This window comes from Actinomadura gamaensis, assembly GCF_042652125.1.
Classification (GTDB): domain Bacteria; phylum Actinomycetota; class Actinomycetes; order Streptosporangiales; family Streptosporangiaceae; genus Spirillospora; species Spirillospora gamaensis.
Genome location: NZ_JBHSIT010000003.1, coordinates 48,101 through 74,002, shown reverse-complemented (window position 1 = coordinate 74,002; position 25,902 = coordinate 48,101). Strand labels below are relative to the sequence as shown.

The following is a 25,902-nucleotide window of genomic DNA, read 5'->3' as shown; positions in this document are numbered from 1 at the left end:
AAGCCCCCTCCACAAACGTCGTCCGCCCCGCGCCAAGTCCCCCCAGCGCTCCCGACCCCGCCGACACCGCGCCCGGCAACACCTCCGACGCGCCCGACCCCGCCGTCGCCGCGCCCGAAGGCACTCGCAAAGCGTCCGACGCCGGTGAGCCGGCTCCGCGGAGCAGTTCTGAAGTGTCCGGCTGCGAGGCTTCGCCTGGCGGCTCGCTCTCGGTCCGAGGCGGAGGCACGCGGGACAGCGCTTCGGCGTCAGCCGTGCTGTCGCCCGCCTCCGACATCGCCCGCCCCCGGTCGGCGGCGTACTCACGCGCGGGCCGTCCTTTTCCACCTTTTCGCCGTATCGCCACAGGGACATTGTCGTCCACCAACAAACCGGCCCGCGCACTTCATAAACCACTTAGCCCCTGAAATAACCCGCCCACGACTCCGCCCCCGCCGGCGCATGACGCCCCCTGCGTCCGACACCGCGCGTGTTCACCGAGGCGGGAAGAGAACGCCCAAGCCGTGCCGGCAGAAGGTCCGGAGACGACGCGCCCACCGGGCCCTCAAGCCGAGCAGGCCGCCGCGCGCGGAGAGGACACAGTGCGATGGCCCAGCCCTCGGCCGCCCCTCGGGGCGCGACGACCGGGCGCAACCCGCGTGAAAGCGCGGACGAGCCGCTCGGCCTTCACGCCAGAACGTCAGCCCCGGAGGCGCGGCCCCGCAACACGCACCTCCGGGAGTCCCTACGCGCGCCCCGCCCGCGCGCCCCGCCCGCGCGTCTCTCGCGCGCGCCTCTCGCGCGCGCCTCTCGCGCGCGCCTCTCGCGCGCGCCTCTCGCGCGCGCCTCTCGCGCGGAGGCGCTCCTGCTCAGCCTGGTGAGCAACGCGGATATGGACGCGTTGCTCGCGCCCATCGCGTCCACGGCCTCCATCTGCGGCGTGGGCCTGCGGCGTGGCGCGACGGAGCAGGTGGTGGGCATCTGAGCGCCGTGCGGGTGGACCGGCGAGATCTGGGGGCGCTGGGCGGACGGAGATGGAAGATGGGGCGGAGAGGGCGGGTGGCTTCCGGGTTGGAGGGGCCGTCAGGCGGCTCCGAAGGTTCCGTGGTCGCCGCTGGACGGGTGGTTGGTCATCGGCAGGGCCTGCTGGGCCGGGATGCCGAGGGTGTCCTCGACGAGGGTGACGAAGATCTCGGCGTCGTGGAGGAGTTCGTCGGCCTCACGGGGGGTGACGGCGCGGGGCAGGCCGGCCTCGGCGGCGGCGCGCTTGTCGGCGCCGGCGGCGAAGTAGGCGGCCCACTCGCGCAGGGCCGGGTCGGCCTCCGGGAGCAGGACCCAGACGCTGCGCGGACGGGACCGGCGGCGGGTGAGGTCGAGCGGCTGGTGCGCGGCCAGGACGGCGGCGGCGGCGCGCAGCGCGGCCAGGTGCGCGCTGACGTACCGGACGGCCGGCGAGGTCGCCTCGGCGGCCTCGGCGAGGCCGACGCGGGCGGCGTGCAGCTGGCCGACGGCGGTGTGCGCCGGGCGCGGGGCGGGCAGCGCGCGGGGGCGCGGCCTCGGTGCCTCGTGCTGGGCGGCGCCGGAGATGTTATGGGCGGCGGAGCGGGCTCCGCGGGTGATGGTGTTCATGTTGCCTCCTTCCGGGGCGTCGGGCGCGGCCGGGCGGAGAGCTTCCCCTCTCTCCGCCCGGCCGTGCGCTCCCGCCGCGTCCGCGCGCTGGGCGCGGCGGGAGCGTCGCCCGTGGCACGGGCCGCGAGTCCCGCACCACGTCGAACATAAGTTCGACGCCTTCACAGTAAACCGCCTCCGTGACGGTTCGTCAATACGTTCGAACGCGTGTCGCCACTCACAGCGATCACCGCGATGATCGCGCAGGTCAGCGCCACGTGGACCAGTAGAACAAACGGGTCTGACAATCCTCGCGCGGTCAGCCGCAGGCAGCTGCGGTCAGCCGCAGGCAGGCGCGGTCAGCCGCAGGCAGGCGCGGTCAGCCGCGGTCAGCCGCAGGCAGTCGCGGTCAGTCGCGGTAGTCGTCGGCGAGCCAGTGGGACGGGTCGTCCGGCGGGGGCGGGACGGCGGCGGGCAGCAGGCGCAGGACGGCCCGCAGCGCGGCCGAGGTGTCGCCGGAACGCCAGGTCAGGCACCACGGGACGAGCGGGACGGGGTCCACGAGCCGGATCCGGTGCAGGCCCAGGTCGTCCGGGACGTCGATGCCCGCCTCCCCCAGCGCCACCGCCTGCTTCTCGCGCGCGACGAGCTCTCCGTAGTGCCACTGGCCGACGGCGGGTTCGACGAACCGGATCGGGATCCCGAACCGGTCCGCGAGGCGGCGCAGGAACGCCCGTGACTCGGACGCGACCGGGTCCGGCATGGCGATGCCCGCGTCGCGCAGTTCGTCCGGGCGCATCGTCGGACGTCCGGCGAGCGGATGGTCCGCGCCGACGAACGCGTGCATGGGCACCAGCTGGACGACCCGCGACGACAGTTCGGACGGCCAGCGTCCCGGCAGGTCCCTGGCCTGCCCGAACGCCGCGTCGATCTCGCCGGACAGCAGCGCCGGGACGGCCTGCTCGAACCCTTGCCGCATGCTCACCTCGACGCGCACGCGAGGCTCCTGGTCGACGAGCCCGCGCACGAGCGCCATCGGGCTGAACCGCTGGTCGTAGACGTCCACGCGCAGACGCGGCGGCTCGCCCCGGACGGCGCTGACGACCGAGTCGACGGCCGTCAGCGCCTCGCGTGCGCGCGGGAGGAGACGCCGTCCGACGTCGGTCAGCTCCACGCGGCGCGTGGTGCGTTCGAACAGCGGCGCGCCGAGCACGGACTCCAGCCGCCGGACGCGCTGCGACAGCGCCTGCTGGGTGAGGAAAAGCCGCTGCGCGGCCCGTCCGAAATGCATCTCCTCCGCGGCGGCCACGAAGGCCCGCAGCCCGGGAACGTCCACGTCCACGGTCCAAATGTGGGATCGACAAGCGCGCGTTGTCAAAGCGTCCGGAAGTCTTGTTGGACGCCGCGCCCGGGTCGCGGGTTATCTCGTCGCATGACCAACGAACCGCGCCAACCCTCTGACGACGTCTTCAAGCGCCTGCTCAGCGAGCGCATCGTCTTTCTCGGCCAGGAGGTGGACGACGCGATCGCGAACCGCCTGTGCGCCGAGATCCTTCTGCTTTCGGCTGAAGACCGGGAGCGCGACATCCACCTGTACATCAACTCCCCCGGCGGCTCGGTGACCGCCGGAATGGCCATTTACGACATCATGCAGTTCGTCCCGAACGACGTGGCGACGCTGTCGCTGGGATTCACCGCGTCGATGGGACAGTTCCTGCTCTGCGCCGGCGCGCCGGGCAAGCGCTACGCGCTGCCGCACGCCCGGATCGTCATGCACCAGCCGTCCGGCGGGATCGGCGGGACGGCGTCCGACATCAAGATCCAGGCGGCGAACCTGCTGACCACCAAGCGCCAGATGCAGCAGCTCATCGCCGCCCACACCGGCCAGCCCGTCGCGCGGATCGAGGCCGACTCCGACCGCGACCACTTCTTCACCGCCGAGGAGGCCCGCGACTACGGCTTCGTCGACCACGTGGTGAGCACCGCCCGCGCCATCCCCGCCGCCGCCTGACCACGCCCGCACCGCCCCTGGGCGGGTTCGGGACGGCTTAGGGTGCCGTCATGCACCCCAACGCGGAACGCGTCGCCGCCGCCCTGCGCGAGCGGGGCGCGGACGGAGAGATCATCGAACTGCCCGACTCGGCGCGCACCGCGCAGGCCGCCGCCGACCAGCTCGGCTGCGAGGTGGGCGCGATCGCCAACAGCCTGGTCTTCGACGCCGACGGCGCGCCGCTGCTCGTGCTGACCAGCGGCGCGCACCGGGTGGACACGGCGCGCGTGGCCGCGCTCATCGGCGCGCGGAAGGTCGGGCGCGCGACACCCGAGTTCGTCCGCGAGCACACCGGGCAGCCGATCGGCGGGGTCGCGCCGGTCGGGCATCCGGCCCCGATCCGCACCCTGGTGGACGTGTGGCTGGACAAGTACGAGCAGGTCTGGGCGGCGGGCGGGCACCCCCACACGGTCTTCCCGACGTCCTACGCGGAGTTGCTGCGCGTCACCGGGGGCGACGCCGCCGAGGTGGGAGACTAGGCGCATGGAGATCTGGCACAACCCCCGCTGCTCGAAGAGCCGCGCCGCGAAGGCGGCGCTCGACGAGGCGGGCGTCGAGTACACCGAGCGCCGCTACCTGGACGAGCCCCCGACCGCCGAGGAGTTCGACCGGACGCTCACCGCGATCGGCGCCGAGCCCTGGGACGTCGCGCGGCTCACCGAACCGGTCGCCAAGGAACTCGACCTCAAGAACCTGCCGCACGACCGCGCCGAGTGGATCAAGGTGATGGTGGCGAACCCGGTGCTCATCCAGCGTCCGATCATCGTCACGGACTCCACCGCCGTCGTCGCGCGCGACCCCCAGTCGGTCAGCAAGGCCCTGGACGGTTCCTGACCCACACCGCCGACCGGGCGCGGCGGTCACCCGACGACCGTCCGCGCCCAACGGCCTCTTCCCCGACGCATAGCGCGTGTGGTGTCTCGCCGGACGGCTGCTGCGATCTGCCGTCCACCGTCCTGACGCGTGCTGGGGTCGGCCCTGAGGGCGGACGGCCGTGGCCGCCGCGGTCGGAGGGTGACCGCTTTGTCCGTCATGCGGCCTGACCGTGACCGTCCTCCACTCGACATCGCCTGTTGCGAGTGTGATTCTGGGGAGTCGACCCCGGCGCGACGGCGCGACGGACCGAGGCAGCAACCCGGAGGGGCGATGACCGCTGAGATGCGCACCGGCCCGGCCAGCCGCGACGGCGACTTCCGGGGCATCGACCCGCCCGCGCTGGACCAGCTCCTCCGGCAGATCCAGCAGGCGAACACGGTGATCAGGGGCTGGCTGGCGGCGCACCGTCCGCCGCCCGGCGTCCCGGCCACGGGGTACCGGCAGGCCGAGCAGGTGGCGCAGTGGGCGTCCGACCAGATCGGCATGCTGTCCCGGCGGTACAACTTCGCGATCACGCATCCGGACACGGGCGGCGGAGTGCACGCGCCGCCCGCTCCGTCCCCGAGTCCCGGCCCGTCCGGCGGAAGCGGTGGAGGCGGCGGTGGCGGGACGACCGGACCCGGCAAGGTCACGCCTCCGCGCTCGCATCCGCGCCGGCACCGGACGACGCCGAACGGCGCGGGCGACCTGGGCGCGTTCAAGACGCCGCAGGCCGCCGCCAAGGCCGCCCGCTCGGACGCGCGCGGGATCAGCGACTCGCTCCAGCACCACCGGCCCGTCCCGCCCGAGGTGTGGAAGCACCTGACCGAGCACGCCGGCGACCCGGACTACACGCGCGCCCTCTACGAGCGGCTGGGTCCGAAGGGCGTCGCCGAGCTGATCAAGGCCGCCCACGGGAACGCCGCGCATCTGAAGGTCATCGAGCGGTCCCTGGGCGTCGCGAGCCACCACCTCACGATGAACGCCCGGTGGTTGGACGCCGTCCTGGACGAGTCGGAGCGCCTCGGCGACCACAAGACCGCCGTCCGCGTCCTCACGACGGCCGACATGAGCGCCCGCACCCGCGACGCGCTGAACAAGCTCGGCCTTCACCACGCGTCCGGGCACCCGGCATCCCCGTCAACGCACCACCCGCCGACGCACCGCTCACCGACGCATCACTCACCGACGCATCACTCACCTTCGTCCACGAACCCCCCGCACCACACGCCGCCGCCCGCACACGACGCCCCAACGCACCACACTCCGTCACACACACAGCCCGCCCCAGCACACCACGCGCCGTCCCCGCAGACGACGACGCCCGGGACGGGGCAGGTGCCGGAGCCGCCGCGGCATTCGATCCAGCCACCCGCGCACCCCTCCGCGCCCGCGCCGACGGCCGATCCCGGGAGTGGGCCGACGACGCTCGTCCATGAGACGATCCCGGCTCATCAGCCGGTCCACAGGACGGAGGGACCCGCATGAGCCCGCCTCCCCCGCCCGCGAGCCTCCCGCCACCGCTGGAAGGCGCCGCCGTCGCGCAGCTCTCCCCGCACGAGCAGCCGAACCCGGAGTACCGGGAGCTCTACCAGGCGTACCGCGACGCCTACGGCAGCATCGACGGGCTCCGCGGCGCCCTGGACGGCCCCGTCCGCACGCTGAACGGCACGGACGCGTGGATCGGTCCCGAGTCGCGGACGTGGGGCGGGCAGCTCGACACCCAGCGCGCCGCGCTGCGGAAGGCCGCCGACCAGATCCTCTGGGACATCTACAACCGCCTGGCGGCGACGCAGCGCACGGCCGTGCGGGTCTAGGCTCTCTCCGCGTGAGGAAGCCGAGGGAGCCGAAGCTGCGCCAGCTCGACGAACACGCGTTCCTGCGCCGCCTGGACCCGATCCTTCAGGTCTACGCGGCGGCGATGCGTCCGCCCGGGGAGCAGCTCCCCGGACGGCACTCGATCATGCAGCGGCACACCACCTACCCGCGGTTCCGCGCGTTCGTGGTGGAGCGGCCGAGGTCGCTGCCCGGGCTGCCGGGGAGCGTGCGCGGCTTCGCCTACGGCTTCCACGGCGAGTCCGGGCAGTGGTGGCACGACGTGGTGCGGCGGGCGCTGACCGAGCGCGGCGGCCCCGAGCACGCCGCCTACTGGCTGGACGACGCGTTCGAGGTCGCCGAGCTGCACGTCCACCCGGACGACCAGGGGCACGGGCACGGCCGGGCGCTGCTCAACGCGCTGTGCGAGGGCAGGCTGGAAACGACGGTGGTGCTGTCCACGCTCGACCTGGACCGCGAGTCGCCCGCCCGGCGCCTCTACCGCTCGGTCGGCCTCCGCGACCTGCTGACCGACTTCGACTTCCCCGGCGGCGGACCGCCCTACGCGGTGATGGGCGGGACGCTGCCCCTGGCGCCGTACCCGGCGGGTTCGAGCAGCTCGTAGACCTCGCGGGTCGCGGTCGACCGGTTGAAGGTGATGAAGTGGATGCCGGGCGCGCCCTGGTCGAGCAGCTCCCGGCAGAGGCCGGCGGCGTGCTCGATGCCGAGCCGCCGGAAGGCCTCCGGGTCGTCCCGGACGGCCTCGAACCGCTCCCGGACCTCTGCCGGGAACGGCGCGCCGGACAGCTGCTCGGACCGCTCGATCGTCCCGTACCGGGTCACCGGCATGATGCCGGGGATGATCGGCACGTCGCAGCCGGTCGCCGCGACCCGGTCGCGCAGCCGGAAGTAGTCGTCCGCGCGGAAGAACATCTGCGTGATCGCGTAGTCGGCCCCGGCGCGGCACTTCTCGACGAAGTAGCGGGTGTCGCTGTCGATGTCGGCCGAGCGGGGGTGCTTGTACGGGAACGCGGCGACGCCGACGCAGAAGTCCCCGTACGAGCGGATCATGCGGACGAGGTCGGAGGCGTACTCCAGGCCGTCCGGATGCTTGATCCACTCCCCCATCGGGTCGCCGGGCGGGTCGCCGCGCAGCGCGAGGATGTTGCGGACGCCGGCCGAGGCGAACCGCCCGATCAGGTGCCGCAGCTCGGCCTGGGAGTGGTTGACGGCCGTGAAGTGCGCCACAGGCGTCATGGTCGTCTCGGTGGCGATGCGCTCGACCACGTCGACGGTGTTGTCCCGCGTGCTGCCGCCCGCGCCGTAGGTGACCGAGACGAACGTCGGGTTCAGCGGCTCCAGCTCGCGGATGGTGCGCCACAGCGTGCGGGCGGCCTCGGCGGTCTTCGGCGGCATGAACTCGAACGAGAACGACGGCTGGCCGGTGGCGAGCAGGTCGCGGATCGTCGGTGCGCGATCGGGGTTCGGGCGTCGCATCCCGCGATCCTATCGACCCGGTCCGAAAAGATACGATCCCAGCATGCCCTTCAGCTCGTCCACCAGCCAGTTCCGCAAGGAGGTCGACGAGGCGCTGCACGCCTTCGTCGGCCGCCAGGCCCCCGGCCTGCTCGCCATCGGCGAGGACCTGCGGCCGATGATCACCGCGCTGACGGCGCTGCTGTCGGGCGGGAAGCGGCTGCGGCCGGCGTTCTGCTACTGGGGCTGGCGCGCGGCGGGCGGCGAGGACGTCCCGGAGATCGCGACGGCGGCGGCGTCCCTGGAGCTGCTCCAGGCCAGCGCGCTCGTCCACGACGACGTGATGGACGCCAGCGACACGCGGCGCGGCCAGCCGTCGGTGCACCGCCGTTTCGAGGCGCTGCACGCCGAGCACGCTTGGCGCGGGGACGCCGCGACCTTCGGCGAGGGCGCGGCGATCCTGCTCGGCGACCTGCTGCTGGCCTGGTCCGGGGAGATGTTCGAGACGAGCGGCCTGCCGGAGGACCGTCGCGCGCGCGGGCGCCGCGTCTACGACCTCATGCGCACCGAGGTCATGTGCGGCCAGTACCTGGACATGCTGGAGAGCACGCGCGCGGGCGGGACGGTCGAGTCGGCGCTGCGCGTGGTCGATTTCAAGTCCGCCAAGTACACGATCGAGCGTCCGCTGCACCTGGGCGCGGCGCTGGCCGGCGGCTCGGACGAGCTGACCGCGTCGCTCACCGGGTACGGGCGTCCGCTCGGGATGGCGTTCCAGCTACGGGACGACGTGCTCGGCGTGTTCGGTGACCCGTCCGAGACCGGCAAGCCCGCCGGGGACGACCTGCGCGAGGGCAAGCGGACCGTCCTGATCGCCCTCACGCTGGAGCGCGCGACCCCGGAGCAGGCGTCCACCGTGGATCGCCTGCTGGGCGACCCGGACCTGTCCGAGCTGGGCGTCACCGACCTGCGGGAGATCATCGCCGAGACGGGCGGCCTCGCGGCCTGCGAGACCATGATCGACCGCTTCGCGACCGAGGCGCGAACCGCCCTCGCCGCCGCCCCCGTCACCGGCGAAGCCCGCGAGGCCCTCACCGACCTCGCCACGGCCGCCACCGCCCGCACCTTCTGACCCGCCCCTCCAGGCGCCCCGTCCTCTCTCCGCCCACGCCCCCGCCCACGCCGCGCGTTCCCCGCCCGCGCAGCCCACCTTCCCAGCACGGCGTGGACGCACCTTTTGAGACTGATTGTCAATACCGTGACACGATGTGGCCAATGGGGCAGAGTGGGCTAGCACTGTCCCACTGATCGGTGGCAGAAAGTAGGACATGTCCGCCGACGCATCGTCCCCCGACACGCCGCCGCCCTCCCGCACGCCCCGCATCCCCCCGCCGCCGCCCTCCCGCACGCCCCGCATCCCCCCGCTGCCGCCCGAGGAGTGGGACGACACGCTGCGCGCCGTGGTCGCCAACCTCGGGCCGCTCAACGTCCTCACCACGCTCGCCCGGCATCCGGCGCTGTTCGCGGCCTGGATCGGGTTGGGCTCCAAGCTGCTGTTCGAGGGCACGCTGGACGGGCGCGTCCGGGAGATCGCGATCCTGCGCGTGGCGCACCAGCGCTCGTGCGAGTACGAGTGGGTGCACCATGTCCCGATCGCTCAGCTCGCCGGGCTGAAGGACGAGGAGATCGCGGCGCTGCGCGAGGCGCCCGGCGACCACCCGTGGTCCGCCGCCGACCGCGCCGTGATCGACGCGGTGGACGAGCTGAACGCCGACTCCACGCTCTCGGACGCGACCTGGGCGGCCCTCTCGGAGCGGTTGGACGAGCGCGGCCTGATCGAGCTGATCATGCTCGTCGGCCAGTACCACATGGTCGCGTTCGCGCTGAACACCCTGCGCGTCCAGAACGAGAACGACCACGCCCCGAACGAGCCCGGTCGCGTCGGAGACGAAGGCGACCACGCCCAGGACGAGCGCGGTCGGGCGCCGGGTGATCGGGGCGGTGGTCAGGCGGAGGATGAGCGGTGACGGCGTCGGCCACGTCCGGGCGGGGAAGGCGGCCTTCGGTCGCGTCCGCCGGCGTGAGGCCGGCGCGGATGTGGGGCGCGGGGGCGCTCGCATCGGCGCTGGTCGTGTCGCTGTGGTCGATCCCGTCGGCGGAGGCGCAACCTGGGCCGGGCGCGAAGAAGGCCGTCACGCGCTGCGGTGATCCGCTGAAGCGGCCCTGGTGCAAGAAGTCCCTCACACCGGACCAGCGGGTCGCGCTGCTGTTGCCGAAGATGACCGGGGACGAGAAGATCTCGCTCCTCGCCTCGGACGACCCGTTGGGCGGTCCGCTCGGCGGCCTCTCCGAGAACGCGCACGCCGACACGAGCGCGGGCATCGCGCGGCTGGGCATCCCGCCCGTCTACATGGCGGACGGACCGGCGGGCGTCCGGCAGGGCAAGGCGACCGCGCTGCCGGCGCCGATCGCGGCCGCGGCCTCGTTCGATCCGAACACGGCCCGCGACTACGGCTCGACCGTGGCGTGGGAGGCGCGGCACCGGGGCAACGACCTGGTCTTCGGGCCGACCGTGGACGTGCTGCGGAGCCCGCGCGACGGCCGGTCGTTCGAGGGCTTCGGCGAGGACCCGTTCCTGTCGGCGGCGACCGGCGCGTCCTGGGTCCGGGGCGCGCAGACGCAGGGCGTGCTGACCTCGGTCAAGCACCTGGCGGTCTACACGCAGGAGACCGACCGGATGGCGTTGAAGATGAAGGTCGATCCGCGCACGCTCCGCGAGATCTACCTGCCGCCGTTCGAGGCGGCCGTGAAGACCGGGAACGCCGCGACCGTGATGTGCGGGTTCGGGCAGCTGAACGGCCGGTGGGCGTGCCAGGACGGCGCGACGCTCAAGAAGATCCTGCGCGAGGAGTGGGGCTTCAAGGGGTTCGTCACGTCGGACCACACCGCCGCGCAGGACACGGCCGGGGCGGCCGACGGCGGGCTCGACCTCGAACTTCCTTACGGCTTCAAGTACAACGGTCTGGCGCTGAAGGGGGCGCTGGCCCAGAAGAAGGTCACCTGGGCGACGATCGATGCTCATGTGAGAGCGATCGTGCGGACGATGTTCGCTTTTGGGCTGTTCGATCGTCCGGCGTACCCGAACGATCTGACGAGGATCAGTCGAGCGGGCAGCGAGGCGACCGCGCAGCGGATCGAGGAGAGCGGGATCACCCTGCTCGAGAACGGCGGCGTGCTGCCGCTGAAAGCGCCGAAGAAGATCGCGTTGATCGGCGGCGCGGCCGGCGCGAACCCGAGCGGATTCGGATCGGCGCAGGTCCAGCCGTTCACGTCGGTGACGCCGCGCCAGGGCATCGCCAAGCGCGCGGGCGCGGGCGCCTCGGTCACCTACACCGACGGCCGGAACCACGGCGACGCAGCCCGAGCCGCCCGTGACGCGGACGTCGCGATCGTGTTCGCCACCGACAGCGAAGGTGAGTTCTTCGATCGATCGTGCTTGACGCTCAACTGCGGCGATCCGCTCAAAGGCGATCAGGACGGCCTGATTTCGACCGTCGCTGACGCTAATCCGAACACGATCGTGGTGCTGGAGACCGGCGGGCCGGTGCTCACGCCCTGGGCCGGCAAGGTCAAGGCCGTCGTGGAGGCCTGGTATCCCGGTTCGCGCGGCGGTGACGCCCTCGCGCGCGTCCTGTACGGGGACGTCGATCCGGGCGGTCGGCTGCCCTTCACCTTCCCCGCCGCCGAAAGCGACGCGCCCGTGGCCGGGAACCCGGCGCAGTACCCGGGCGTGAACAAGACGGTCACGTTCTCCGAGGGTCTCCTCGTCGGATACCGGCACTACGACGCCAAGGGCATCGCGCCCCGCTTCCCGTTCGGCCACGGCCTGTCCTACACGACGTTCCGGTACAGCGGCCTCAAGGTGTCGCCCACGTCGGTGCGCGTGACGGTCACCAACACCGGCCCGCGGACGGGCGTCGCGGTGCCGCAGCTCTACCTCGGACTGCCCGCGCCGAACGCGACGACGCCGCAGCCGCCACGCCAGCTCAAGGGCTTCCAGAAGCTGACGCTCGCGCCGGGGACGAGTTCGACCGTGACCTTCCCGATCACCGACCGGTCGCTGGCCTACTGGGACACGGCGGCGAACCGGTGGAAAGTCGCGCCGGGCTGCTACCGGGTCCAGGTGGGCGATTCGTCCCGCGACGCGGCTCTGACCGGGGCATTCGCCCGGGGCGGAGGGAGCTGCCGGCCATAAAGATCAACCTTCCGGCCCCGCGCCGGGCCGGCACACGGTATTAAAGAGGGAAACTTCCACTCGCCTCCCCGCCGAGCCGGAGCCCGCTTTGCCCCCAACCTCCTCCCCCGGGAGCACGCTGGACCCCTCGTCCAGCCGTCCCGGCCTGCCCCTGGGCCCGGACGACCCGCGCCGCCTGGACGGCTACCGGCTGCTGCGCCGCCTCGGCGAGGGCGGCCAGGGCGTGGTCTACCTCGCCGTCCCCGAGGGCGGCGCGCCGGTCGCGCTGAAACTGCTGCGCGGCGGCGCCGCCGCGACGCCCCGCGCCCGCGCCCGGTTCGTCAAGGAGGCGAACGCCGCCCGCGAGATCACCAACCGGCACGTCGCGCGCGTGCTGGACGCGGACGTCACCGGCGACCGCCCCTACATCGTCAGCGAGTTCGTGGACGGGCCGTCCCTCCAGGAGTCCGTCGAGGAGGACGGCCCGCTCACCGCCGGGCAGCTGCGCCGGGTCGCGCTCCGCTCGGCCGCCGGACTCGCCGCGATCCACCGCGCGGGCGTGGTGCACCGCGACTTCAAGCCCGGCAACGTCCTGCTCGGCCCGGACGGGCCGAAAGTGATCGACTTCGGCGTCGCGCGGACCGCCGACGCGACGCCGGTCACCACGAGCGGCGCGGTCGGCACGCCCGCCTACATGGCCCCCGAGCAGATCGAGGACGAACCGGTCGGCCCGCCCGCCGACGTGTTCGCCTGGGCCGCGACGGTCGTGTTCGCCGCGACGGGCCGTCCGCCGTTCGGCGGCGGGCCGAGCGCGGCGGTGATGCGCCGCATCGTGACCCGCCCGCCCGACCTCGGTGACCTGTCCGGCGAGCTGCGCGACCTGGTCACGCACTGCCTGAACAAGAACCCGGCCGCGCGCCCCACCGCCCGCCAGATCGTCCGCGCCCTCCGCGACGGCGAACCCCCCGCCCCGCGCCCCCGCCCGAAGCAGATCCCCCGCTACCGCTGGCGGATGATGCTGGCCCTGACCGCCGTGGTCCTGACAGGCTTCCTCCTGGGCATCCTGCTCTAACCCGACCCGTCCCCCTTCGACCGAAAACGCTGGGGGCGGGCGGGCCGTGGTCGGCGTTGGTGGTTACCAGTGCGGCGGGCGTTCCTCCAGGAGGTAGGAATCGTCGTCTCCGCCGCCGCCGCGCCACTCGCCCCAGCCGGTGTCGGTGTCGTCTCCGGTCTGGTCGGGCAGGACGGGCAGGTCGTCGTCCTCCAGGTCGACCACGCGGTCGTCGTCGGGTGAAACGCTCATGAGTCCATTGTCGGCCATGCGGAGGATCACTGGTGACCGCCGGGCGTCCGGAGGGTTTCGGCGGGTTGGCTTTCCCTGGTCGATCGGTCAGGCGGTGCCGCGGAGGCGGGCGGTCAGGCGGTGCTGCGGAGGCGGGCGGTCAGGTCGGCGGCGGCCGCGGCCGGGTCGGGGGCCTCGGTCAGGGCCCGGACCACGACGACGCGGTCGGCGCCGGCGCCCAGGACCTGCTCGAGGTTGCCGGTGTCGATGCCGCCGATCGCGAACCACGGGCGCGTGGGGCGCTGGGCGGCGGTGTGTTCCAGGAGCGGGAGGCCGGGGGCGTGGCGGCCGGGCTTGGTCGGGGTGGGCCAGACGGGGCCGCAGCAGAAGTAGTCGACGCCCGGTTCGGCGGCGGCGGCGTCGGCCTGGTCGGTGGAGTGGGTGGAGCGGCCGATCAGGACGTCCTGGCCGACGATCGCGCGGGCCGCCTCGACGGGCAGGTCGTCCTGGCCGAGATGCAGGACGTCGGCCTGGACGGCGTGCGCGATGTCGGCGCGGTCGTTGACGGCGAGCAGGGCGCCGTGCCGGACGCAGGCGTCCCGGAACACCTCGAGGAACGCGATCTCCTGCCGGGCCTCCAGCCCCTTCTGCCGGAGCTGGACGATGTCCACCCCGTTCGCGAGCACCGCGTCGAGGAACTCGGGGAGGTCGCCCTGCTTCTCCCTCGCGTCCGTGCAGAGGTAGAGGCGGGCGCGGCCGAGCCGGGCACGCAGGTGGACGGCGCGGTCGGAGGGCAGGTGCCTGGACAAGGTGTGCGGGGTCCTTCCGGAACGGGACGCGGGTCACGCGCGCGGGCGTCCGCGCGCGTGACCCGCATCATGTCACGTGCTCAACAGGCGATTTCGACGGCCTGCGGCCGGGTCAGAAGGCCAGGGCCTGGGCGCGGCGCCGGACCTCGGTGCCGCGGTTCTCCGCGAGGGCCTGGACCGGCGTGCCGGGCAGGGTGTCGTCGGCGGTGAACAGCCAGCGCAGGGTCTCGACCTCGTCGAAACCGGCGTCCGACAGGAGCGTCAGGGTGCCGGGCAGGCCCTTGATGACCTGGCCGTCGGCGATGAACGCCGCGGGCACCATGGGGTGGCCGCCGCGGCGGACGGCCAGCAGCTTGCGCTCGGCGAGGAGCTGCTTGATCCGGTTGAACTTGAGGTCGAGGCGCTCGGCGGCCTCGACGAGATCGATCCACTCGCCCACCAGGGCGTCCGTGCGGGGGTCGAGATCGCTCTCTACGGTTGCGTGCGTCTGCGTCACGCCCCCTTGCTACCACGCCCCCGGCGCGCTCAAACCCGCGCGTGGCCGCCGCGACTTCTTCCGTTGATCTTCCCGATTTCGTCAGGACTTCACCGAGCCGCGCACCGGGACGGCCGGATCGGCCAGGAGCGCGGCGTCCACGGGCGTTCCCGCGGCGATGATCCGCTTGGCCTGGACGAGGTCGCGCGGGCGGTCGACGGTGAGGATCGCGTCGAGCCGGTCGCCTGTGAGCCATGCCACAGCCCAGGCGCCGTCCTCGGGGGCGCCGCGTCGGACCATCCGTTCCGCCCCGGCGTGGTGCCCCGCGTACTGGACGAACCGGTCGAACTGCTCGGACCAGAAGTACGGCGCGACGTCGTACTCCGCGTCCTGACCGAGGAGGCTCCGGGCGGCGGTCTCGGGGGCGTTGAGCGCGGTGTCCCAGTGCTCGACGAGCAGCCTGCGCCCGTACCGGTTCGACCACCAGGCGGCGCAGTCCCCGACCGCGACGACGTCGTTCCGGACGGCGCCGTCCGCGGACGCGCGGAACGACGCGTCGGTGAGCACGCCGAGCTCGACGTCCAGGCCCGAGCCGTCCAGCCAGGCGACCTCGGGACGGACGCCGACACCGGTGATGACGAGGTCGGCGGGGAGGCGCTCGCCGCCGGCCAGCGCGAGGCCGTCCGGCTCGACCGAGGCGACCTTGAGGCCCGTCCGCAGATCGACGCCCGCTTCGGCGTACCAGGGCGCGGTGAGCGCGCCGAGCTCGGGGCCGAGGGCGTGGGCGAGCGGAGCGTCGGCGGCCTCGACGACGGTCACGGCGCAGCCCGCCTTGGCCGCCGTGGTGGCGACCTCCGCGCCGATCCAGCCCGCTCCGATGATCACGACGCGGGCGTCCGGGACGAGCCGGGCCCGGACCTCCAGCGCGTCGTCCAGGGTGCGGATGACGTGCTGCGGGCCGTCCCCGGGCAGCCGGACCGGCGTCGCCCCGGTCGCGATCACCAGCCCGTCGAAGCGCAGCTCGCCGGCCGTCGTGACGAGCGTCCCCCCACTTTCCGGGTGGAGGCGGAGGCCGGTGGAGCGGGTGCCCTGGAGGACGTCGGCGTTCAGGGCGGCGAGGTCCGTGTCGAGGGCGGGGAAGTCCGTCTCGCCCTTGAGGACGGCCTTCGAGAGCGGTGGACGGTCGTACGGCGGATGCTCCTCCGCGCTGATCACCGTCAGCCCGCCCTCGTATCCGTGCCCGCGGAGCGATTCCACCGCGCGCACGCCCGCCAGCCCGCCGCCCACCACGATCACCCGGTCCATGCCCGCAGGCTAGCCGGTGTCCGAATCGCCGTAAGCTAAGGGGGACAAGTGCGCGGGAGCCCGGCCGGACCGGGCTGAGAGGGCGGCTACGGACGGGCCGCCGACCGCCTGAACCTGATCCGGGTCATGCCGGCGAAGGGAGCCGCCCGTGAACGTCGTGATCCTCGGTGCCGGGGTCGTCGGCCTCGCCACCGCCTGGCGCTGCGCGGCGCGCGGCGCGGACGTCACCCTGGTCGACCCGGCGCCCGCGAGCGGCGCGTCCGGCGTGGCGGCCGGGATGCTGACGCCGGTGAGCGAGCTCGACTACGGCGAGGAGCCGCTGCTGCGGCTGGGCGTCGCGTCCCGCAACCTGTACCCGGCGTTCGTCGCCGAGCTGGAGGAGCTGACCGGCCTCGACACCGGGCACCGGACGGACGGCCTTCTGGAGGTCGCGTTCGACGCCGACGACCTGCGCGTCCTCGCGGAGGTGAAGCGGTTCCAGGAGTCGCTGGGGGTGCCGACCGAGGCGCTCGACCGGCGCGAGTGCCGCAGGCTGGAGCCGATGCTCGCGCCGGCCGTCCGGGGCGGGCTGTACGCGCCGGAGGACGGCTCGATCGACCCGAGGCGGCTCACCCCCGCGCTGCTCGCGGCGGCGGAGAAGCTCGGCGCGCGGCTCGTCCGGCGCCGGGCCGTCGAGGTGCTCGTGCGCGGCGACGCGGCCGTGGGCGTGCGGCTGGACGACGGCACCGAGCTGCCCGCCGACCGCGTCCTGCTCGCTGCCGGGCCGTGGTCGAACGAGATCGGCGGCGTCCCGCCGGGCGTCGTGCCGACCGTCCGGCCGGTGAAGGGGCAGGTGCTGCGGCTGCGCACGCCGGTGCCGTTCCTGCGCCGGACGGTCCGGGGCGTCGTCCGCGGCTCGTCGATCTACCTCGTCCCGCGCGCGGACGGCGAGATCGTCGTCGGCGCGACGCAGGAGGAGCTGGGCTTCGACACGCGGGTGACCGCCGGGGGCCTGTGGGAGCTGCTCCGGGACGCCCGCGAGCTGGTGCCGGGCGTCACCGAGCTCGACTTCGCCGAGGTCACCGCCGGGCTGCGGCCCGGATCCCCGGACAACGCGCCGGTGCTCGGGCCGTCCGCGCTGCCGGGCCTGGTGCTCGGCGTCGGGCACTACCGCAACGGGATCCTGCTCACCCCGGTCAGCGCCGACGCCCTGAGCGCGGCGCTGCTGGACGGCGCGCTCCCCGAGGTCGCCCGGCCCTTCTCCCCCGACCGTTTCCAGGAGGGCTCATGAAGATCACGCTGAACGGCGAGCCGCGCGACGTCCCCGAGGACGCGAGCGTCGCCGACGCGGTCGCCGCGGTGACCGCCGCCCCGAGCGGGGTGGCCGCGGCGCTGAACGACGAGGTGGTGGCGCGCTCCGCGTGGGCCGCGACCAGGCTGAACGAGGCGGACCGGCTCGAGGTGCTGACCGCCGTGCAGGGAGGATGACGGTGACGGAGTCGGCGGACCGCGGCAAGGACGCCCCCCAGCCCCCGGAGACCGCGGCGGACGCCCGGAACGCGGCGGCCCCGGCCAGCGGGCAGCCCGCGCAAAGCCAAGGCGCAGACGGCCTGGACGCGCCGGGCCGCGATGATCGGGACGCGCTGGTCATCGCGGGTGAGGAGTTCGGCTCGCGCTTGATCATGGGGACGGGCGGGGCGCCGTCCATGAGCGTGCTGGGCGAGGCGCTCGCCGCGTCCGGGACGGAGCTGACCACGGTCGCGATGCGCCGGGTGGACCCGGCGGCGCGCGGGTCGGTGCTGGACGTGCTGCGCGAGCACGGCATCCGGGTGCTGCCGAACACGGCGGGGTGCTTCACGGCGGGCGAGGCGGTGCTGACCGCGAAGCTGGCCCGCGAGGCCCTCGGGACGAACTGGGTGAAGCTGGAGGTCATCGCCGACGAGCACACCCTGCTGCCGGACCCGATCGAGCTGGTGGACGCCGCCGAGCAGCTCGTGGACGACGGTTTCGTCGTGCTGCCCTACACCAACGACGACCCGGTGCTGGCGCGCCGCCTGGAGCAGGCGGGCTGCGCGGCGGTGATGCCGCTGGGCTCGCCGATCGGGTCGGGGCTCGGCATCCGCAACCCGCACAACATCGAGCTGATCGTGGAGGCGGCGAACGTCCCGGTGATCCTGGACGCGGGGCTCGGCACCGCCTCGGACGCCGCGCTCGCGATGGAGCTGGGCTGTGACGCCGTCCTGCTGGCGACGGCCGTGACGCGCGCCCAGTTCCCGGCGCGGATGGCGGCGGCGATGCGGCATGCGGTGGAGGCCGGACGGCTCGCCCGGCTTGCCGGCCGCATCCCGAAGCGCCGCTATGCTCAGGCGTCGTCGCCGTTCGAGGGCATGGCGAAAGGAAACGCTTAAGCACTTCTAACCGGTGGGTTGCAGTTTTACTCACTGGACCTCAACGGAGATCCGGCCCCACACTGGATCGACACTCCGGGCGAACGCCCTGCTCAGGCGTCCGAAAAGGTTCGACCGCCGTGGAAGTGTCCCGGATCTAGGTTGGGGCTCATGACGAAGCGGCAGGTGGACAGGCGCGCGATCCTCGCGGCCTCGGTGACGGTGCTCGCGTGGGCGTCGGCGTTCGTGGCGATCCGCAGCGCGGGCACGGAGTACACGCCGGGGGCGCTCGCCCTCGGGCGCCTGGCCTGCGGGTCGGTGGTGCTGCTGGCGATCCTCGCCGTCCGGCGCGAGGGGCTGCCGCCGCGCGCCGCCTGGCCGGGGATCCTGGTCTCCGGCGCGCTGTGGTTCGGCTTCTACATGGTCGTCCTGAACTGGGGCGAGCGGAAGGTGGACGCGGGCACGGCCGCCATGCTGGTCAACATCGGCCCGATCCTGATCGCGCTGCTCGGCGGCTGGCTGCTGCGGGAGGGCTTCCCGCCGCGGCTGTTCGCCGGGCTCGCGGTCGCGTTCGGCGGGGCCGTCGTCGTGGGGCTCGCCACGTCCACCGGCGGCGGGGCGTCGGTGCTGGGCGCGGTGCTGTGCGTGCTCGCCGCGATCGCCTACGCCGGCGGCGTGATCGCGCAGAAGCCCGCGCTGAGGCACGGATCGGCGCTCCAGGTCACCACGTTCGGCTGCGTGGTCGGGACGGTCTTCTGCCTGCCCTTCGCGGGCCAGCTCGTCTCCCGGCTGCCGCACGCCTCGGCGTCCGCGACGCTGAACATGGTCTACCTCGGCGTCGTCCCGACCGCGCTCGCCTTCACCACCTGGGCGTACGCGCTCGCGCGCACCTCGGCCGGACGCCTCGGCGCGACCACCTACGCCTCCCCCGCCCTCGTCGTGCTGATGTCCTGGGGCTTGCTGGGCGAGGTTCCCGTGGCCGGGGCGCTGGCCGGCGGCGTCCTGTGCCTGGCGGGTGTCGCGGTCGCGCGCAGCCGTCCCCGGAAGGCCGCCGCACCCGCCCCTGCGGCCCCGGAGCCGGTGGCCTCCGCACCCCGGTCCTGATCGCCGCAACCCCTGCCACGCACGACTCGACCGGCATGTTTTCGCTGGTCAGACGCCCTTTCGGGGCAGGGGTTCCGAAAAGGATCAGCCTCCGGTCCGATCGATGCTCATCCTCCCGGCTGATGAGATCGGTCCGGAAGCGCCTTTAGACTCGGCGCGTGGACACCACGGTTGCAGATCCCCTCGTCGGGCAGGTGCTCGACGGGCGCTACCGCATCGAGTCCCGGATCGCCCGCGGCGGCATGGCCACGGTGTACGTGGCCCGCGACGTCCGGCTGGACCGGGTCGTCGCGATCAAGGTCATGCACGCGGGCCTCGCCTCCGACGAGGAGTTCGTCGCGCGGTTCATCGGGGAGGCGAAGGCCGCGGCGGCGCTCTCGCACCCGAACGTGGTCGCGATGTACGACCAGCGCACCGACGGCGAGCACGCGTTCCTCGTGATGGAGTACGTGCCCGGCCGGACGCTGCGCGACCTGCTGACCGAGCGCGGCCGGATCGGCCCGCGCGAGGCGCTCGCCCTGCTCCAGCCGGTGCTGGCCGCGCTCGGCGCGGCGCACCGCGCCGGGATGGTGCACCGCGACGTCAAGCCCGAGAACGTCCTGATCACCGAGGACGGCCAGGTCAAGGTGGCCGACTTCGGGCTCGCCCGGGCCGAGACGGCGAGCAAGATGACCAAGACCGGGCTGATCATCGGCACGGTCGGCTACCTCGCGCCCGAGCAGGTGGTGTCCGGGCACGCCGACGTCCGGTCCGACGTGTACGCGGCCGGGATCCTGCTCTACGAACTGCTCACCGGCGGGCTGCCGCACCAGGCCGACTCGCCGCTCGCGGTCGCCTACAAGCACGTCAACGAGGTCGTCCCGCCGCCGTCGCAGGTCGTCCAGGGGCTGCCGCCGCAGGTGGACGCCCTGGTGACGCGGGCCACCTCGCACGCGCCCGACGAGCGGTTCCAGGACGCCAACGCCTTCCTGGCCGCCGTCGCGGAGGTCGCGGGCGGCCTGCGCCCGGACATCGACCAGCGGATCGCGGACGCCCGGCTGCGGCCCACGTCCGTCCTGGAGAACCCGGGGGATCCGGGCGCCGGCGGCGAACCGGGCGACGCGCGCGGCGGCCGGACCGCCGTCTACGAAGCGGGCGCCCTGCCGGACGAGGTCCCGCCGCGCCGCACCGGCGTCGACCGCGCGATCGGCGTGATGACCGGCCGGTACGCGCTGATCGCGGTCGCCGCGGTCGCGGCCGTCGTCCTCGGCTGGGCCGTCTGGTGGCAGACGTCCGGGCAGTACGACCACGTCCCCGACCGCATCGTCGGGATGAAGCTCGTCGACGCCAAGCGCGACCTGCGCGGCAAGGGCCTGAACATCCGCGTCGGCGAGGCCGCCTACAGCGACCGCGCGCCGAAGGGCACCGTGGCCGCGTCGAACCCGGCGGCGGGCGCGCGGGTGTCCAAGGGGCAGACGATCACGCTCACGCCGTCCCTCGGCAAGACGCCCCGCAACGTCCCGGACGTGGCGGGCGCCTCGCTCGACGACGCGCGGAGCAAGCTCAAGGACGCGGGTTTCACCGTCGGCGACGTCCGGCAGGCCACCTCGCAGACCGTCGCGAAGGACAAGGTGCTGCGCACCGACCCGGCGGCGGGCGCGAAGGTCTCCCCCGACGCCGGTCCGGTCGACATCGTCGTCAGCACCGGGATGACCATGCCCGACGTGGTCGGCCGCAGCGCCGACGAAGCCGTCAACACGCTGCGCTCCATGGGCCTGAAGGTCGAGACCCGCAAGCGCAAGGACAAGGGCAAGCCCGCCGACACCGTCCTGGAGCAGCAGCCCGCGCAGGGCACCGGGCTGTCCCGCGGCGACAAGGTCACGCTGGTCGTCAACAAGCAGGACTGCTGGGTCAACCTCGGCAGCTGGCACTTCGGCTGCGACGGCAACGGCGGCGGCGACCAGGCCGACCAGCTTCCCGTCCCGGACGTGACCGGCCGCTCGGTGGACGACGCGACCAGCGCCCTGGAGGACGCCGGTTTCAAGGTGAAGGTGCAGGGCTTCGGCGGCGACACCGTCCGCGCGCAGTGGCCCGCGGGCGGCGGCCAGGCCGGTCGCGGCAGCACCGTCACCGTCGTCAAGGGCCCCTGAACCCCGGCTAGGCTGGACGGTCTATGACCGTTCAGAAGAGCCCCGTCGGGGGGCACGTGCCGGTGGCCGGGGGCCTCGCCACCGGGGGGCTGAAGTACGCGGAGAAGATGGGCGCCGAGGTGATCCAGGTGTTCACCTCCAACCCGCGCGGCTGGGCCCTGCCCGAGGGCAACCCCAAGGAGGACGCCCTCCTGCGCGAGCGCGAGGACATCCCCGTCTACGTGCACTCGCCCTACCTGGTGAACTTCGGCTCGCCGAGCGGCGAGACGCTGGAGAAGTCCCTCGCGACCGTCCGGCACTCGCTGCGGCGCGGCCGGGCCGTCGGCGCGCGGGGCGTGGTCGTGCACACCGGTTCGGCCGTCAGCCAGACCTACGACGCGGCGATGGCGCAGATCCGCGAGCACGTCCTGCCGCTGCTGGACGAGATCCCCGAGGACGGTCCGGACCTGCTCCTCGAACCGATGGCCGGCCAGGGCGCCATGCTCTGCGCCGTCGTCCAGGATCTCGGCCCCTACTTCGACGCCCTCGACCGCCATCCGAAGCTGGGCGTCTGCCTCGACACCTGCCACGCGTTCGCCGCCGGCCACGACCTGGCCGCTCCCGGCGGCGTCAAGCAGACCCTGGACGCCCTGGTCGCCACCGTCGGCGAGAACCGGCTCAAGCTCGTCCACGCCAACGACTCCAAGGACGTCTGCGGCGCCAAGAAGGACCGCCACGAGAACATCGGCAAGGGACACATCGGGGAGGCCGCCTTCGCCGAGCTCTTCCGCCATCCGGCGGTGGCGGGCGTCCCCTTCGTGATCGAGACGCCGGGCCGGGACGCCGCCCCGCACGCCGAGGACGTGGCCACCCTGAAGCGCCTGCGCGACGGCGGGAAGTAAAGAGCTCGGGCGCCGCTGAACAACCCCCCGACTGTCCAGCGGCGCCCGAGCGGTAGGCCAGTGGATCCCACCCCCCCGGTACGGGATCCTCTGGCGCGATCCGGCGTTCGACTGGCGAGTGCCGGATCTCCGTGGTTGCCTTTGCGTCCTCCGGGAACGGTGTCGCTTCCCGGTGACACTGAGAACACTAGAGGTGAGAGGTCACGCGGCGGGGCTAGGGAAGGCCGGGATTCGGTAAACGGTGCGTAGTCAGAGTTATACGTAGCGTAGTCATACGACGAACGGTCGATCTTGTACGACGAACGGTCGTCCTGATCGCTCCCCGGACGGCGTCAGTGGACGACGAACTCTTCCGGGAGGTGCATTCTCGCCACCGCGCGTCCGGCGCGCGGTGGGACGTGCCGCGGGAAGGCCAGCGACACCCCGACCATCACGGCCACCGTCGCCGGGGCGAGGACGAGGGCGGGCTGGGCGAGCAGCGCGGCCGTCCAGCCGTGCCGGGGCCCGAGGAACAGGCCCGCGCCGCCCGCGGCGACGGCGAGCCCGCCGCCGAAGACCAGCCCGACGCCCGCGCCGAGCGGGGTGAGGCCGCGCCACCACAGCCCGAGCAGCAGCAGCGGGCACAGCGAGCAGGCTGAGACGGTGAGGGCGAGCGTGACCAGGCCGGCGGCGTTCCGCGTCCCGACGCAGCCCGCCACGCACAGCGGGACGGCCAGGGCGAACACCGCGCCCGCGCGGAAGCTGCCCGTCCCGCCGCGCAGGAACTGCGAGATCGTCCCCGCGATCGCGACCACGACGCCGCAGGTGGTCGAGATGAACGCGGCGAACGCGCCCGCCGCGACCAGCCCGACCAGCAGCGAGCCGGACAGTCCCGGCGCGAGCTTGCGCGGCAGGGTGAGGATGGTCGCGTCGGTGTCGCCGGTCATCAGGAGCTCGGGCGTGTAGAGGCGTCCCAGCGTCCCGTACAGGGCCGGGAACAGGTAGAACAGCGACAGCAGGGCGGGCACCATCGCGGCCGTCCGGCGCGCGGCGCGTCCGCTGGTGTTGGTGTAGAAGCGCATCAGGATGTGCGGCAGGCCCATCGTGCCGAGCAGCACGGCCAGCAGCGCCGAGTAGGTCGTGAACAGCGCGTGGTCGCGTCCGCGCTCGGACGGCATGGACCACAGCCGTCCCGACCGCGTCGGCAGCCGGGCCGCGTGCGGGACGGCCGCGCCCCGCGGGAAGACCAGCTCCGCGCCCTCCCCCACGGTGTGCTGCCCGGCCGACAGCACCACCCGGTCGCCGTCGTGCCGGTCGCCGTCCAGCTCGCCCCGGACGGTCACCGCGGTGTCCGCCGAGACCCGGACGGCCGACTCGGTCTGCACCCGGATCGTCGTCGCGCGGCCGAAGACCGGCGGCCCGGCGGGGGTGCCCGCGCCGTCCAGCCGCCACAGGACCAGCAGCGCGACCGCGGGCACGGCCACGGCGAGCAGCTTCACCCAGAACTGGACGGCCTGCACCGCGGTGATGCTGCGCATCCCGCCCGACAGCGTCAGCGCGAGCGCGACCGCGACGACGACGGCCCACCCCGCCCAGACGGGCGCGCCGGTCAGCACCCGCAGCGTGACGCCCGCGCCCTGGAACTGCGGCAGCAGGTAGAACCATCCGATGAAGCAGACGCACGCGGACACCGTCCGGCGCACGGCCACCGACCCGAGCCGCCATTCGGCGAAGTCGGAGATCGTGTACGCGCCGGAGCGCCGCAGCGGCGCGGTGACGAACGCGACGAGCAGCACGAACCCGCCGGTCGCGGCGACCGGGAGCCACAGCGTGTCGGTGCCGTAGGCCAGCACGAGCCCGGCGGTCCCGAGGAACGCCGCGGCCGAGATGTACTCGCTGCTGATGGCCGCCGCGTTCCAGAGCGGCGTCACGCCGCGCGAGGCGACCAGGAGGTCGCCGGGCGTCGTCCCGCCCCGGCGTCCGAGCGACCCGAGGCCGAGGGTCGCCGCCACGACGGTGAGCACCGACAGCGCCGCGGCCACCGCCGCGCCGGTCACGGGCGGCGCACCAGGCGGACGAAGTCCCGCTCGGCGGACTCGGCCAGCCGGGACTGGCGGTGCGCGGCGAGGACCCAGAGCGGCTGGATCCCCGCGGCCAGGACCAGCCAGGGCAGCGGCAGGCCGAGCAGCCGGCCGCGGGTCAGGCCGGGCAGCAGCTCCAGCAGCGGCAGCGCGGCGACCACGGCCAGGACGAGGCCGCCCGTGCCGAGCGCGGTGCGCAGTTGCGCGCGGACCAGCGTCCGGACGAAGACCGCGCCGAGTTCGGTCTGCTCGTCCAGGTCCGCCGTGATGTTCCAGTCGTGGTCGAGATCGCCGTACGGCCCCGCGTACGGCGCCTCGACCGGCCGCGGCGCACCCGACCGCGCGGCCCGCGTACGAGGGCTGGCGACGACGACCCGCCGCGGCTCACTCATCCCCGCCCCCACGCCCACCCTCCGAACGCGCAGCATCAGAACGCGCAGCATCAGAACGCGCAGCATCAGAACGCGCAGCATCAGAACGCGCAGTATCCGGACGCGCCCCGTCAGCGCGGACGGCGTCAGGCCGCACAACATCGCGGCGCGCCGCATCGGCCCGCGCGGCATCAGACCGCACGTCATCCGAACGCCCGCCCTCAGCGCGGACGGTGTCGGGACGGGTGATGTCGGGGCGGGCCGTGTCGGGGCGGGGGGCGGGTGAGTCGGGGGGGTCGGCTTGGCGGAAGCGGCGGACGAGGAGGTCGCGGACGGCCCGGGTGTGCCTGCGGCTCACCGGCAGCAGCTCGTCGCCTATCTGGACCGCCGCGCGGCCGCCGTCGAAGCGCAGCTCGGTGATGTGCTGGGACGCGACGAGCGTGCTGCGGTGGATGCGGATGAAGCCCGAGTCCTCCCAGCGGCGGGCGAGGGAGGCGAGCGGCATCCGGACGAGGTAGCTGCCGTCGGCGGTGTGCAGCCGGACGTAGTCGCCCTGCGCCTCGACGTGGGTGACCGAGCGGCGGGACACCAGCCGGGTGCGGCCGCCGAGCTCGACCGGGATCATCTCGTCCTCGTCCGCCGCGTCGGCCGGGCCGGCGGCCGGGTCGCCGTTCGCGCGGGCGCGCGCGACGGCCTCGTCCACCCGCCGGACGGCCTCGGCGAGCCGCTCCCGCCGCACGGGTTTCAGCAGGTAGTCGAGCGCGCCGAGCTCGTAGGCGGCGACGGCGCAGTCGTCGTGGGCGGTGACGAACACGACCTCGGGCGGGGCGGCGAACCCGGCGAGCAGGCGGGTGAAGTCGAGGCCGTCCAGGCCGGGCATCCGGATGTCGAGGAACACGGCGTCCAGCCGCTCCCCCGCCACCAGCATGCGGGACAGGTCGCGCAGGGCGCACGCGGCGTCGCCCGCGCCGCCCACCCACTCGACCCGCGGATCCTCCCGCAGCAGGTAGGACAGCTCTTCCAAAGCGGGCACCTCGTCGTCGACGGCCAGCACGCGCAGCATGAGACGACCTTGCCTCTCCTCACCGTCCGTCCGCAATCGGTTT

At 73.7% G+C, this 25,902-nt stretch carries 26 protein-coding genes and 1 riboswitch; of the genes, 16 read left to right on the top strand and 10 right to left on the bottom strand.

The window, feature by feature from the left end; all coding sequences use genetic code 11:
* Positions 1-1,062 precede the first annotated feature (1,062 nt).
* Positions 1,063-1,608: an SAV_6107 family HEPN domain-containing protein gene (locus tag ACFPCY_RS10810; RefSeq protein ID WP_378253923.1), complete on the bottom strand. Its 546-nt coding sequence runs from the start codon at positions 1,606-1,608 to the stop codon at positions 1,063-1,065.
* A 388-nt stretch (positions 1,609-1,996) separates the two neighbouring features.
* On the bottom strand, positions 1,997-2,929 hold the full coding sequence (locus ACFPCY_RS10805) for a LysR family transcriptional regulator (protein WP_378253921.1): 933 nt from the start codon (positions 2,927-2,929) through the stop codon (positions 1,997-1,999).
* 90 nt (positions 2,930-3,019) lie between these two features.
* Between ACFPCY_RS10805 and ACFPCY_RS10800 the strand changes: the two genes are divergently transcribed.
* The 6 genes from ACFPCY_RS10800 to ACFPCY_RS10775 all read left to right on the top strand — a co-directional run bounded on the left by ACFPCY_RS10800 (position 3,020) and on the right by ACFPCY_RS10775 (position 6,932).
* The gene (locus ACFPCY_RS10800; RefSeq protein WP_378253918.1) at positions 3,020-3,598 is read left to right on the top strand and encodes an ATP-dependent Clp protease proteolytic subunit; all 579 of its coding nucleotides are present in this window, start codon (positions 3,020-3,022) and stop codon (positions 3,596-3,598) included.
* 50 nt (positions 3,599-3,648) lie between these two features.
* A complete protein-coding gene (locus tag ACFPCY_RS10795; RefSeq protein ID WP_378253916.1) occupies positions 3,649-4,116 on the top strand; it encodes a YbaK/EbsC family protein in 468 nt (155 codons plus the stop codon).
* A 4-nt stretch (positions 4,117-4,120) separates the two neighbouring features.
* A complete protein-coding gene (locus ACFPCY_RS10790) occupies positions 4,121-4,471 on the top strand; it encodes an arsenate reductase family protein (RefSeq protein ID WP_378253914.1) in 351 nt (116 codons plus the stop codon).
* A 312-nt stretch (positions 4,472-4,783) separates the two neighbouring features.
* Positions 4,784-5,980 (top strand): hypothetical protein, encoded by a 1,197-nt coding sequence (locus ACFPCY_RS10785; protein WP_378253912.1) that lies wholly within the window; start codon positions 4,784-4,786, stop codon positions 5,978-5,980.
* On the top strand, positions 5,977-6,309 hold the full coding sequence (locus tag ACFPCY_RS10780; protein ID WP_378253910.1) for a hypothetical protein: 333 nt from the start codon (positions 5,977-5,979) through the stop codon (positions 6,307-6,309). The genes ACFPCY_RS10785 and ACFPCY_RS10780 overlap by 4 nt, the downstream gene beginning before the upstream one ends.
* An 11-nt stretch (positions 6,310-6,320) precedes the next feature.
* On the top strand, positions 6,321-6,932 hold the full coding sequence (locus ACFPCY_RS10775; protein ID WP_378253908.1) for a GNAT family N-acetyltransferase: 612 nt from the start codon (positions 6,321-6,323) through the stop codon (positions 6,930-6,932).
* Here ACFPCY_RS10775 and metF read toward each other — a convergent pair.
* Positions 6,869-7,804, bottom strand: a complete 936-nt coding sequence (gene metF, locus ACFPCY_RS10770; RefSeq protein ID WP_378253906.1) for a methylenetetrahydrofolate reductase [NAD(P)H] — start codon at positions 7,802-7,804, stop codon at positions 6,869-6,871. The genes ACFPCY_RS10775 and metF overlap by 64 nt on opposite strands.
* A gap of 43 nt (positions 7,805-7,847) precedes the next feature.
* On the opposite strand from metF, the gene ACFPCY_RS10765 reads away from it, so the two are divergent.
* The 4 genes from ACFPCY_RS10765 (at position 7,848) to ACFPCY_RS10750 (ending at position 13,086) form a co-directional block, all read left to right on the top strand.
* Positions 7,848-8,912: a polyprenyl synthetase family protein gene (locus ACFPCY_RS10765; protein WP_378253904.1), complete on the top strand. Its 1,065-nt coding sequence runs from the start codon at positions 7,848-7,850 to the stop codon at positions 8,910-8,912.
* A 196-nt stretch (positions 8,913-9,108) separates the two neighbouring features.
* Complete coding sequence (locus ACFPCY_RS10760; protein WP_378253902.1) at positions 9,109-9,807, top strand: carboxymuconolactone decarboxylase family protein; 699 nt, start codon at positions 9,109-9,111, stop codon at positions 9,805-9,807.
* 53 nt (positions 9,808-9,860) lie between these two features.
* On the top strand, positions 9,861-12,035 hold the full coding sequence (locus tag ACFPCY_RS10755; protein ID WP_378253900.1) for a glycoside hydrolase family 3 C-terminal domain-containing protein: 2,175 nt from the start codon (positions 9,861-9,863) through the stop codon (positions 12,033-12,035).
* Positions 12,036-12,123: 88 nt separating this feature from the next.
* The gene (locus tag ACFPCY_RS10750; RefSeq protein WP_378253898.1) at positions 12,124-13,086 is read left to right on the top strand and encodes a serine/threonine-protein kinase; all 963 of its coding nucleotides are present in this window, start codon (positions 12,124-12,126) and stop codon (positions 13,084-13,086) included.
* Positions 13,087-13,149: 63 nt separating this feature from the next.
* Here the strand turns inward: ACFPCY_RS10750 and ACFPCY_RS10745 are convergent, their stop codons facing one another.
* The 4 genes from ACFPCY_RS10745 to ACFPCY_RS10730 all read right to left on the bottom strand — a co-directional run bounded on the left by ACFPCY_RS10745 (position 13,150) and on the right by ACFPCY_RS10730 (position 15,885).
* Positions 13,150-13,317, bottom strand: coding sequence for a hypothetical protein (locus ACFPCY_RS10745; RefSeq protein WP_378253896.1), 168 nt, complete (start codon positions 13,315-13,317; stop codon positions 13,150-13,152).
* A 113-nt stretch (positions 13,318-13,430) separates the two neighbouring features.
* Positions 13,431-14,105: a thiamine phosphate synthase gene (thiE, locus tag ACFPCY_RS10740; protein WP_378253894.1), complete on the bottom strand. Its 675-nt coding sequence runs from the start codon at positions 14,103-14,105 to the stop codon at positions 13,431-13,433.
* Between the two features lie 112 nt (positions 14,106-14,217).
* Positions 14,218-14,601 (bottom strand): Rv2175c family DNA-binding protein, encoded by a 384-nt coding sequence (locus tag ACFPCY_RS10735; RefSeq protein WP_378253892.1) that lies wholly within the window; start codon positions 14,599-14,601, stop codon positions 14,218-14,220.
* Positions 14,602-14,682: 81 nt separating this feature from the next.
* Positions 14,683-15,885 carry an NAD(P)/FAD-dependent oxidoreductase gene (locus ACFPCY_RS10730; protein WP_378253889.1) on the bottom strand — a complete coding sequence of 401 codons (1,203 nt, stop codon included), beginning with the start codon at positions 15,883-15,885 and terminating at the stop codon, positions 14,683-14,685.
* Between the two features lie 42 nt (positions 15,886-15,927).
* A riboswitch (TPP riboswitch) is annotated at positions 15,928-16,044 on the top strand.
* Between ACFPCY_RS10730 and thiO the strand changes: the two genes are divergently transcribed.
* The 6 genes from thiO (at position 16,034) to ACFPCY_RS10700 (ending at position 22,365) form a co-directional block, all read left to right on the top strand.
* Positions 16,034-17,155 (top strand): glycine oxidase ThiO, encoded by a 1,122-nt coding sequence (gene thiO, locus ACFPCY_RS10725; protein WP_378253887.1) that lies wholly within the window; start codon positions 16,034-16,036, stop codon positions 17,153-17,155. Its footprint overlaps the riboswitch before it by 11 nt.
* Positions 17,152-17,352: a sulfur carrier protein ThiS gene (gene thiS / locus ACFPCY_RS10720; RefSeq protein WP_378253885.1), complete on the top strand. Its 201-nt coding sequence runs from the start codon at positions 17,152-17,154 to the stop codon at positions 17,350-17,352. Before thiO ends, thiS begins: the two co-directional genes overlap by 4 nt.
* 122 nt (positions 17,353-17,474) lie before the next feature.
* Positions 17,475-18,272, top strand: coding sequence for a thiazole synthase (locus tag ACFPCY_RS10715; protein WP_378255106.1), 798 nt, complete (start codon positions 17,475-17,477; stop codon positions 18,270-18,272).
* A gap of 150 nt (positions 18,273-18,422) precedes the next feature.
* A complete protein-coding gene (locus ACFPCY_RS10710) occupies positions 18,423-19,355 on the top strand; it encodes a DMT family transporter (RefSeq protein ID WP_378253883.1) in 933 nt (310 codons plus the stop codon).
* 158 nt (positions 19,356-19,513) lie between these two features.
* Positions 19,514-21,484, top strand: a complete 1,971-nt coding sequence (gene pknB, locus ACFPCY_RS10705; RefSeq protein ID WP_378253881.1) for a Stk1 family PASTA domain-containing Ser/Thr kinase — start codon at positions 19,514-19,516, stop codon at positions 21,482-21,484.
* Between the two features lie 23 nt (positions 21,485-21,507).
* Positions 21,508-22,365: a deoxyribonuclease IV gene (locus ACFPCY_RS10700; RefSeq protein ID WP_378253879.1), complete on the top strand. Its 858-nt coding sequence runs from the start codon at positions 21,508-21,510 to the stop codon at positions 22,363-22,365.
* Between the two features lie 332 nt (positions 22,366-22,697).
* Here ACFPCY_RS10700 and ACFPCY_RS10695 read toward each other — a convergent pair whose 3' ends face one another.
* Genes ACFPCY_RS10695 through ACFPCY_RS10685 form a run of 3 tightly spaced genes read right to left on the bottom strand, consistent with a single transcriptional unit; the run spans position 22,698 to position 25,859 of the window.
* A complete protein-coding gene (locus ACFPCY_RS10695) occupies positions 22,698-24,401 on the bottom strand; it encodes a sodium:solute symporter family transporter (protein WP_378253877.1) in 1,704 nt (567 codons plus the stop codon).
* Positions 24,398-24,817, bottom strand: a complete 420-nt coding sequence (locus ACFPCY_RS10690; RefSeq protein WP_378253875.1) for a hypothetical protein — start codon at positions 24,815-24,817, stop codon at positions 24,398-24,400. Before ACFPCY_RS10690 ends, ACFPCY_RS10695 begins: the two co-directional genes overlap by 4 nt.
* Positions 24,810-25,859 (bottom strand): LytR/AlgR family response regulator transcription factor, encoded by a 1,050-nt coding sequence (locus ACFPCY_RS10685; protein ID WP_378253873.1) that lies wholly within the window; start codon positions 25,857-25,859, stop codon positions 24,810-24,812. Before ACFPCY_RS10685 ends, ACFPCY_RS10690 begins: the two co-directional genes overlap by 8 nt.
* Between the last annotated feature and the right edge of the window lie 43 nt (positions 25,860-25,902).